Consider the following 10,000-nt stretch of genomic DNA (forward strand, 5'->3'; position numbering starts at 1 on the left):
ATGAAAAACATATCGGATCTTTGGAATCAAGCTTTGGGGCAGATCGAAAAAAAATTGAGCAAGCCCAGCTTTGAAACATGGATGAAATCGACAAAGGCCCATTCATTGCAGGGCGATACGCTGATCATCACCGCACCGAACGAGTTCGCCAGAGACTGGCTTGAATCAAGATACCTGCACCTGATCGCCGATACGATCTACGATCTGACAGGAGAAGAATTGAGCATTAAATTTGTCATTCCTCAGAATCAAAATGAAGAAGATTTTATGCCTAAGTCTCCAATCAAAAAAATGTCGAAAGAAGAACCGGCTGATTTTCCGCAAAACATGCTGAACCCCAAATATACATTCGATACGTTCGTTATCGGTTCAGGAAACCGATTCGCCCATGCGGCGTCTTTGGCAGTGGCCGAAGCCCCGGCGAAAGCTTACAATCCGCTGTTTATTTATGGGGGAGTCGGACTTGGAAAGACTCACTTAATGCATGCGATCGGGCACTATGTCATCGATCACAATCCATCTGCAAAAGTGGTTTATTTGTCATCTGAGAAATTCACAAATGAATTCATTAACTCGATCCGTGACAATAAAGCTGTCGATTTTCGCAACCGCTATCGAAATGTTGACGTTCTTTTGATAGATGATATTCAATTTTTAGCCGGAAAAGAACAGACGCAAGAGGAATTTTTCCATACGTTTAATACGCTGCATGAAGAAACAAAGCAGATCGTCATTTCCAGCGACCGGCCTCCAAAAGAGATCCCAACGCTTGAAGACCGTTTGCGCTCCCGTTTTGAATGGGGATTGATCACAGACATCACGCCTCCTGATCTAGAAACAAGAATTGCGATTTTAAGGAAGAAAGCAAAAGCAGAAGGACTTGATATCCCGAATGAAGTCATGCTTTATATTGCCAATCAGATCGACAGCAATATCAGGGAGCTGGAAGGGGCATTAATCAGGGTTGTCGCATATTCTTCCCTGATAAATAAAGACATCAACGCCGATTTGGCTGCTGAAGCTTTGAAAGATATCATTCCGTCTTCAAAGCCGAAAGTCATTACGATCAAAGACATCCAAAGAATCGTCGGCCAGCAGTTCAATATCAAGCTGGAGGATTTCAAGGCGAAGAAACGGACAAAATCGGTGGCTTTTCCGCGGCAAATCGCTATGTATCTATCAAGAGAAATGACAGATTCTTCTCTTCCAAAGATCGGCGAGGAGTTTGGCGGACGCGACCACACGACGGTCATCCATGCCCACGAAAAAATATCAAAACTGCTGAGCGATGATGAACAGCTCCAGCAACATATTAAAGAAATTAAAGAGCAGCTGAGATAAATGGTGAGCGGGAAAGTGTGAATAACTTGAACATAGCCTTACACAGTCTGTCCACATGTGGATAGGCTGTGTTTCCGTTCGTTTTTAGCACTTATCCACAAATCCACAGCCCCTACTAGTACTTCTGCTATTTTTATAAAACATAATAATTAATAGATTTCCGCAAGGAGGATGATTATGAAGTTTACAATTCAAAAAGACCGCCTAGTCGAAGGTGTCCAAGATGTGTTAAAAGCCGTTTCTTCAAGAACGACGATTCCGATCTTAACCGGTATTAAAATCGTGGCCTCTGATGAAGGTGTCTCTCTGACAGGCAGCGATTCCGATATTTCGATTGAATCGTTTATCCCGAAAGAAGACGGCGATTTAGAGATCGTGACAATTGAACAGCCCGGCAGCATTGTGCTTCAAGCGCGTTTTTTCAGTGAAATTGTCAAAAAGCTGCCGATGTCAACGGTGGAAATCGAGGTTCAAAATCAATACTTAACGATCATCCGCTCCGGCAAAGCAGAGTTTAACTTAAACGGTTTGGATGCAAGCGAATATCCGCTTTTGCCGCAAATTGAAGAGCATCACGCTTTTCAAATTCCGACCGATCTGCTGAAAAACTTGATCCGCCAAACCGTTTTCGCAGTGTCCACCTCAGAAACACGCCCAATCTTGACAGGTGTAAACTGGAATGTCGCGGGCGGTGAATTAATATGCACTGCGACGGATAGTCACCGTCTGGCATTAAGAAAAGCTAAGCTCGACATTAACGAAGACAGTTCTTACAATGTCGTCATCCCAGGAAAAAGCTTAACCGAGCTGAGCAAGATCCTTGATGACCATCAGGAACTAGTCGATATTGTGATTACCGAAACACAAGTGTTATTTAAAACAAAAAACGTGCTGTTTTTCTCCAGGCTGCTTGACGGAAACTATCCGGATACAAACCGCCTGATTCCTCAGGAAAGCAAAACGAACCTGATCGTCAATACAAAGGAATTTCTTCAGGCGATCGACAGGGCTTCGCTCTTGGCAAGAGAAGGTCGAAACAACGTGGTGAAACTTTCCGCAGCCGCCAATGAGTCGATCGAAATTTCTTCAAACTCTCCGGAAATCGGAAAGGTTGTCGAAACGGTGAATGCCGAGCAGATTGAAGGGGAAGACTTAAAGATATCCTTTAGTCCGAAATATATGCTGGATGCCCTTAAAGTTCTTGAAGGAGAGGATATTCACGTGAGCTTCACGGGCGCTATGAGGCCTTTTCTGATCCGTACGCCGAATGACGATTCGATCGTCCAATTAATTCTTCCTGTCCGGACGTATTAATTTGTTGGAATAGAAAGTTGCCGGCTGGTCCGGCAGCTTCTCTTATTTTTCGGGAGAAAAGCGCTCTCGCCCTGCCTTGGTTGTTCATACCGCAAGTTTCCCCTTTCCTTCTTTCCCTGTTTTTTAGTACAATTAGATATTAGTGATATTGAAAGAGGTCGATATAATGACAAAGACGGTGGCTATTGATACAGAGATGATTACCCTCGGCCAGTTTTTGAAATTGGCGGATGTCATTCAGTCCGGAGGAATGGCAAAATGGTTTTTATCGGAATATGAAGTACTCGTCAATGACGAGCCGGATAACCGCCGCGGACGAAAACTGTATGTCGGAGATGTGGTGACGATTGAAGGATTCGGTTCATTTCAAGTCGTCGGCTAAAAGCAGGTGGTATTGATTGTATATCCAAAATCTTACATTATCATCTTACCGTAATTATGAGCGCCTTGACCTTCAATTTGAGAACAAAGTGAATGTGATTATCGGAGAGAACGCTCAAGGAAAAACGAATTTGATGGAAGCGATCTATGTGCTTGCGATGGCGAAATCCCATCGGACGTCAAATGATAAAGAACTCATACGATGGGATGAAGACTATGCTAAAATAGAAGGCAGGGTCATTAAAAAAAACGGTTCTGTTCCCATTCAGCTCGTGATTTCCAAAAAAGGAAAAAAAGGTAAAGTCAATCATATTGAACAGCAGAAGCTGAGCCAGTATGTCGGGGCTGTCAACACGATTATGTTCGCGCCGGAGGATTTAAATCTTGTAAAAGGAAGTCCTCAGGTCAGAAGAAGGTTTCTCGATATGGAAATCGGCCAAGTATCACCTGTCTATCTTCATGACCTTTCTCTTTACCAAAAAATCCTTTCACAACGGAATCATTTCCTGAAACAGCTTCAAACGAGAAAGCAAACCGACCAAACGATGCTTGACGTGCTGACGGAACAGCTTACGGAATTCGCGGCAAAGGTTGTGATGAAACGGCTTCAGTTTGTCGATCAGCTTGAAAAATGGGCTCAGCCCATTCATTCCGGAATTTCAAGAGGTCTGGAAGAGCTGACGTTAAAGTATCATACGTCTCTTCACGTATCAGATTCGCCCGATTTGTCGAAAATGATCAATAGTTATCAAGAAACGTTTTCTAAATTAAGAGATAAAGAAATAGAACGGGGGGTATCTCTGTCAGGTCCCCACAGGGATGATGTTCTCTTCTACGTCAATGGCCGTGATGTGCAGACTTACGGATCGCAGGGCCAGCAGCGAACGACTGCTTTGTCGCTTAAATTGGCTGAAATCGATTTGATTCAGGAAGAGATAGGAGAATATCCGATTCTGCTTTTGGATGATGTTTTATCAGAGCTGGACGACTATCGGCAGTCTCACTTGCTCCACACCATTCAAGGCCGTGTTCAAACATTCGTAACAACGACAAGCGTTGATGGAATTGATCATAAAACCTTAAACGAAGCGGAAATCTTTCGAGTTGAAAATGGCACGCTATCGGACTGAGAAAATGGGGTGAGGGATTGTATATCCACTTAGGTGACGATTTTGTCGTCTCAACGCGTGAAATTGTGGCTATTTTTGATTACAAGGCAAAGACGTCGCCGATTGTTGAAGAGTTTTTAAACAAGCAAAAACAGCAGATTGTCTCTTCTAACAGCACGCCGAAGTCAATTGTTGTCACATTACAATCGATTTATTTTTCTCCTTTAGCCTCAGGCACGTTGAAAAAACGGGCGCAATCCAAGCCGGAAATCGATTCATAAAAGAATCTTAACTATAAATTTATTATGTTTGAAGAAAAGTGTAGGTGAATGTGCGTGGCAATGGAACAGCAAAATAATTACGATGAAAATCAGATACAGGTTCTAGAGGGATTGGAAGCCGTGCGGAAAAGACCCGGAATGTACATCGGGTCGACAAGCGGCAAAGGTCTGCACCATTTAGTATGGGAAATTGTCGATAACAGCATCGATGAAGCATTGGCCGGTTACTGCACTGAAATCAATGTCGAAATTGAAAAAGACAACAGCATCACTGTAAAAGACAACGGACGGGGGATTCCGGTCGGTATTCATGAGAAGATGGGCCGTCCCGCTGTAGAAGTCATCATGACAGTCCTGCACGCCGGAGGAAAGTTTGACGGAAGCGGATATAAAGTTTCAGGCGGTTTGCACGGCGTCGGTGCATCTGTTGTTAACGCCCTTTCAACCGAGCTCGATGTAACGGTTTACAGAGATGGAAAAGTCCATTACCAGGAATTTGAACGGGGCGTTCCGAAAGCTGATTTGAAAGTCATCGGAGATACGGAAGTGACGGGAACGACCACTCACTTCAAGCCTGATCCGGAAATATTCACGGAAACGACGGAATACGACTATGATACGCTTGCCACTCGTGTCCGGGAGCTCGCTTTCTTGACAAAAGGCGTCAAAATCACGATTGAAGACAAGCGAGAAGGAAAAGAACGCAAGAATGATTACTGCTATGAAGGCGGTATTAAAAGCTATGTTGAACACTTGAACCGTTCACGGGAAGTGGTTCATGAAGAGCCAGTCTATATTGAAGGATCCAAAGACGGCATTACGGTCGAGGTGGCTCTTCAATACAACGACAGCTATACCAGCAACATTTATTCGTTTGCCAATAACATTCATACGTATGAAGGCGGAACGCATGAAGCCGGCTTTAAGACCGGTTTGACGAGAGTCATCAATGATTACGCGAGAAGGAACGGTGTCTTCAAAGAAAGCGATCCGAACTTAAGCGGGGAAGACGTCCGTGAAGGTTTGACAGCGATCATTTCAATCAAGCATCCGGATCCTCAATTTGAAGGGCAGACGAAAACAAAGCTTGGCAACTCAGAAGCGCGGACGATAACAGATGCGCTATTTTCAGAAGCGCTCGAAAAGTTTCTGCTTGAAAACCCGGATTCGGCGAAAAAAATCGTTGAAAAAGGGGTTATGGCCGCCAGAGCACGAATGGCTGCAAAGAAAGCACGTGAACTGACGCGCAGAAAAAGCGCCCTTGAAGTGTCGAATCTGCCGGGGAAACTGGCTGACTGTTCTTCTAAAGACCCGACGATTTCCGAACTTTACATCGTTGAGGGTGACTCTGCGGGCGGATCGGCAAAACAAGGCCGCGATCGTCATTTCCAAGCCATTTTGCCTTTGAGAGGGAAAATTTTGAACGTCGAAAAAGCACGCCTGGACAAAATTTTGTCCAACAATGAGGTTCGTTCTATGATCACCGCGCTTGGCACCGGTATCGGGGAAGATTTCAATCTTGAAAAAGCCCGCTACCACAAAGTCGTGATTATGACGGATGCCGACGTCGACGGTGCCCACATCCGAACGTTGCTGCTGACCTTTTTCTACCGCTACATGAGACAGATCATCGAACAAGGATATGTCTACATCGCTCAGCCGCCGCTTTACAAAATACAGCAGGGGAAACGCGTTGAGTATGCGTACAATGACCAGCAGCTCGAAGAAATTTTAAAAGAGCTTCCGCAAAATCCGAAGCCAGGCCTGCAGCGCTATAAAGGTTTGGGCGAGATGAACGCGACACAGCTTTGGGAAACGACGATGGATCCTGAAACGCGGACATTGCTTCAAGTAACGCTCAAAGATGCGATCGATGCGGATGAAACCTTTGAAATGCTGATGGGCGACAAGGTTGAGCCGCGCCGCAACTTTATCGAAGAGAATGCCCGATATGTAAAGAATTTGGATATTTAATGATTGTAAGACCTTATTTTCGCTTAATTGAAATAAGGTCTTTTCTAGAATGAGCCTTTGGCGCTCTAGTCATTTGATGTGTATAAAATCAAGATTATTGATATAATGGAGAATAGCCTAATTCGTTGAAGAGTATAAATTACAAATCTACTCCCACACAACTCATGTAGATTCTCCAGGGAGGTTTTTTAATGAGTGAACAACATAAGCCCCAAGTTCAGGAAGTCAATATCAGTCAGGAAATGCGCACATCTTTTTTAGACTACGCAATGAGTGTTATTGTTTCCCGCGCTCTTCCGGACGTAAGAGACGGTCTGAAGCCGGTGCACAGAAGAATATTGTATGCGATGAACGACCTTGGGATGACAAGTGATAAGCCGTATAAAAAATCCGCGCGTATTGTCGGCGAAGTTATCGGTAAGTACCACCCGCATGGTGATTCTGCTGTTTACGAAGCCATGGTCAGAATGGCGCAGGATTTTAACTATCGGTACATGCTCGTTCAAGGCCACGGAAACTTCGGTTCTGTCGACGGCGACTCGGCTGCGGCCATGCGTTACACAGAAGCGAGAATGTCTAAAATATCAATGGAAATTCTGCGCGACATCAATAAAGACACAATCGATTACCAGGACAACTATGACGGATCGGAAAAAGAGCCGGTTGTTATGCCCGCGAGATTTCCAAACCTGCTTGTCAACGGAGCGGCCGGTATTGCTGTAGGTATGGCCACAAACATTCCGCCGCATCAGCTCGGTGAAGTCATTGACGGGGTCTTGGCGGTCAGCAAGAACCCTGAAATCACGCTTCCGGAATTGATGGAAATCATTCCTGGACCTGATTTCCCAACAGCAGGGCTGATCTTGGGGAGAAGCGGCATCCGGAAAGCCTATGAAACAGGCCGGGGATCCATTACGCTTCGAGCCAAAGCTCAAATCGAAGAAACATCTTCCGGTAAACCGGTAATCATAATTACGGAAATACCGTATCAGGTGAATAAAGCTAGGCTGATCGAAAAAATCGCCGATCTAGTGCGCGATAAGAAAATCGACGGCATTACGGATCTCCGCGATGAATCAGACCGAAACGGCATGCGCATCGTCATTGAACTGAGAAGGGACGCAAACGCTAATGTACTGTTAAATAACTTGTACAAGCAGACCGCTCTTCAAACATCATTCGGCATTAATCTTTTGGCGCTTGTTGACGGACAGCCGAAAGTATTGAGCTTGAAGCAGTGTCTGGAGCATTATCTTGACCATCAAAAAGTCGTGATCAGAAGGCGCACGGCATTCGAACTTCGCAAAGCGGAAGCGCGGGCCCACATTCTTGAGGGCTTGAGAGTGGCGCTTGATCATCTTGATGAAGTTATTTCCCTGATTAGAAATTCGCAAACGGCTGAAATCGCAAAAAACGGATTGATTGAGAAGTTTTCTTTGACCGAAAAACAGGCCCAAGCGATTTTGGACATGCGTCTTCAGCGTTTAACAGGACTGGAACGCGAAAAAATCGAAGAGGAATATCGAGGTCTTGTTGAGTTGATTGCCGAGTTAAAAGCCATCTTAGCAGATGAAGAAAAGGTTCTTGAAATCATTCGGGAAGAGCTCACAGAAGTTAAAGAGCGCTTTAATGATGAGCGCCGTACAGAAATCGTGACATCAGGCCTTGAAACGATTGAGGACGAAGATCTCATCACGCGCGAGAATATCGTTGTGACTTTAACCCATAACGGATATATCAAACGTCTGCCTTCTTCCACTTACCGCAGCCAAAAACGGGGCGGGAAAGGCATTCAGGGCATGGGGACAAATGAAGACGACTTCGTTGAACACCTGATTTCAACATCCACCCATGACACCATTCTCTTCTTCTCAAATAAAGGGAAGGTGTACCGTTCGAAAGGATATGAGATCCCTGAATTCGGACGGACAGCAAAGGGAATACCGATTATTAACCTGCTTGAAGTGGAAAAAGGAGAATGGATCAACGCGATTATCCCGGTAAGCGAATTTGATGACGAGTCTTATTTGTTCTTCACGACAAGACACGGAATATCAAAACGCACGCCGCTTTCCCAATTCGCGAATATCCGCAATAACGGATTGATCGCCTTAAGCCTCCGCGATGAGGATGAATTGATGGCCGTCCGCCTGACAGACGGAAATAAACAAATTATTATCGGCACGAAAAACGGTCTGCTGATCCGTTTCCCTGAAACAGATGTAAGGCAAATGGGAAGAACAGCAGCCGGTGTTAAAGGCATCACTCTGACAGATGACGATGTTGTCGTCGGCATGGAGATTTTGGAAGAGGATTATCATGTGCTAATCGTAACTGAAAAAGGCTACGGAAAACTGACGCCGGCTTCAGAATACAGGGTTCAAAGCCGTGGAGGAAAAGGGCTGAAAACCTGCAAAATCACAGAAAATAACGGCTCTCTTGTGACAGTGAAAGCAACAACAGGAGAAGAAGATTTAATGATCATCACAGCCAGCGGCGTGATCATTCGGATGGATATTAAAGATATTTCCACAACCGGCCGCGTCACCCAGGGCGTGCGTCTTATCCGCTTAGGTGAACAAGAGCATGTCGCGACTGTCGCTTTAGTTGAAAAAGATGAAGAGAACGATACAGAAGAACAGGAAGCGGACGAATCATAAAAACATGCAGCCAAATGGCTGCATGTTTTTCTATTCAATCTTTCAAATAAGATCTTTTCATCAGAAAGATGATGTGCTATAATTTCTTTTGGTCGCTTATAAAAGCAACAACAAAAACTTTTCCGAAAAAAAGTATTGACCGCTTGTCTCATAAATGTTATATTTAAGTGGTCGCTTTGAGAGCGGCAACGAAGTTCTTTGAAAACTAAACAAGACAAAACGTACCTGTTAATTCATTAAATAAATCGCACATGCGAGTGTGCGTAGTCATTATCAAACTTCATGGAGAGTTTGATCCTGGCTCAGGACGAACGCTGGCGGCGTGCCTAATACATGCAAGTCGAGCGGACAGATGGGAGCTTGCTCCCTGATGTCAGCGGCGGACGGGTGAGTAACACGTGGGTAACCTGCCTGTAAGACTGGGATAACTCCGGGAAACCGGGGCTAATACCGGATGCTTGATTGAACCGCATGGTTCAATTATAAAAGGTGGCTTTTAGCTACCACTTACAGATGGACCCGCGGCGCATTAGCTAGTTGGTGAGGTAACGGCTCACCAAGGCAACGATGCGTAGCCGACCTGAGAGGGTGATCGGCCACACTGGGACTGAGACACGGCCCAGACTCCTACGGGAGGCAGCAGTAGGGAATCTTCCGCAATGGACGAAAGTCTGACGGAGCAACGCCGCGTGAGTGATGAAGGTTTTCGGATCGTAAAACTCTGTTGTTAGGGAAGAACAAGTACCGTTCGAATAGGGCGGTACCTTGACGGTACCTAACCAGAAAGCCACGGCTAACTACGTGCCAGCAGCCGCGGTAATACGTAGGTGGCAAGCGTTGTCCGGAATTATTGGGCGTAAAGCGCGCGCAGGCGGTTTCTTAAGTCTGATGTGAAAGCCCCCGGCTCAACCGGGGAGGGTCATTGGAAACTGGGGAACTT

The 10,000-nt window shown here is 45.4% G+C and carries 7 protein-coding genes and 1 rRNA gene (1 of these 8 cut by a window edge); all 8 read left to right on the top strand.

The window, feature by feature from the left end:
* The gene (gene dnaA, locus MHB72_RS00005; protein WP_023856797.1) at positions 1 to 1,341 is read left to right on the top strand and encodes a chromosomal replication initiator protein DnaA; all 1,341 of its coding nucleotides are present in this window, start codon (positions 1 to 3) and stop codon (positions 1,339 to 1,341) included.
* Between the two features lie 177 nt (positions 1,342 to 1,518).
* On the top strand, positions 1,519 to 2,655 hold the full coding sequence (gene dnaN, locus MHB72_RS00010) for a DNA polymerase III subunit beta (RefSeq protein ID WP_026580417.1): 1,137 nt from the start codon (positions 1,519 to 1,521) through the stop codon (positions 2,653 to 2,655).
* Positions 2,656 to 2,821: 166 nt separating this feature from the next.
* Positions 2,822 to 3,037, top strand: a complete 216-nt coding sequence (gene yaaA, locus MHB72_RS00015; RefSeq protein ID WP_003178084.1) for a S4 domain-containing protein YaaA — start codon at positions 2,822 to 2,824, stop codon at positions 3,035 to 3,037.
* A 16-nt stretch (positions 3,038 to 3,053) separates the two neighbouring features.
* The gene (gene recF / locus MHB72_RS00020) at positions 3,054 to 4,166 is read left to right on the top strand and encodes a DNA replication/repair protein RecF (RefSeq protein WP_003178089.1); all 1,113 of its coding nucleotides are present in this window, start codon (positions 3,054 to 3,056) and stop codon (positions 4,164 to 4,166) included.
* 17 nt (positions 4,167 to 4,183) lie between these two features.
* Positions 4,184 to 4,426 (top strand): extracellular matrix regulator RemB, encoded by a 243-nt coding sequence (remB, locus tag MHB72_RS00025; RefSeq protein ID WP_023856795.1) that lies wholly within the window; start codon positions 4,184 to 4,186, stop codon positions 4,424 to 4,426.
* A gap of 60 nt (positions 4,427 to 4,486) precedes the next feature.
* The gene (gene gyrB / locus MHB72_RS00030; protein ID WP_031305110.1) at positions 4,487 to 6,400 is read left to right on the top strand and encodes a DNA topoisomerase (ATP-hydrolyzing) subunit B; all 1,914 of its coding nucleotides are present in this window, start codon (positions 4,487 to 4,489) and stop codon (positions 6,398 to 6,400) included.
* A gap of 191 nt (positions 6,401 to 6,591) precedes the next feature.
* Positions 6,592 to 9,060: a DNA gyrase subunit A gene (gyrA, locus tag MHB72_RS00035; protein WP_216919063.1), complete on the top strand. Its 2,469-nt coding sequence runs from the start codon at positions 6,592 to 6,594 to the stop codon at positions 9,058 to 9,060.
* Positions 9,061 to 9,339: 279 nt separating this feature from the next.
* A 16S ribosomal RNA gene (locus tag MHB72_RS00040) occupies positions 9,340 to 10,000 on the top strand (it continues 889 nt past the right edge of the window).

Origin of the sequence: Bacillus sp. FSL K6-1284, assembly GCF_038002625.1 — a bacterium.
Taxonomy (GTDB): Bacteria; Bacillota; Bacilli; order Bacillales; family Bacillaceae; genus Bacillus; species Bacillus paralicheniformis.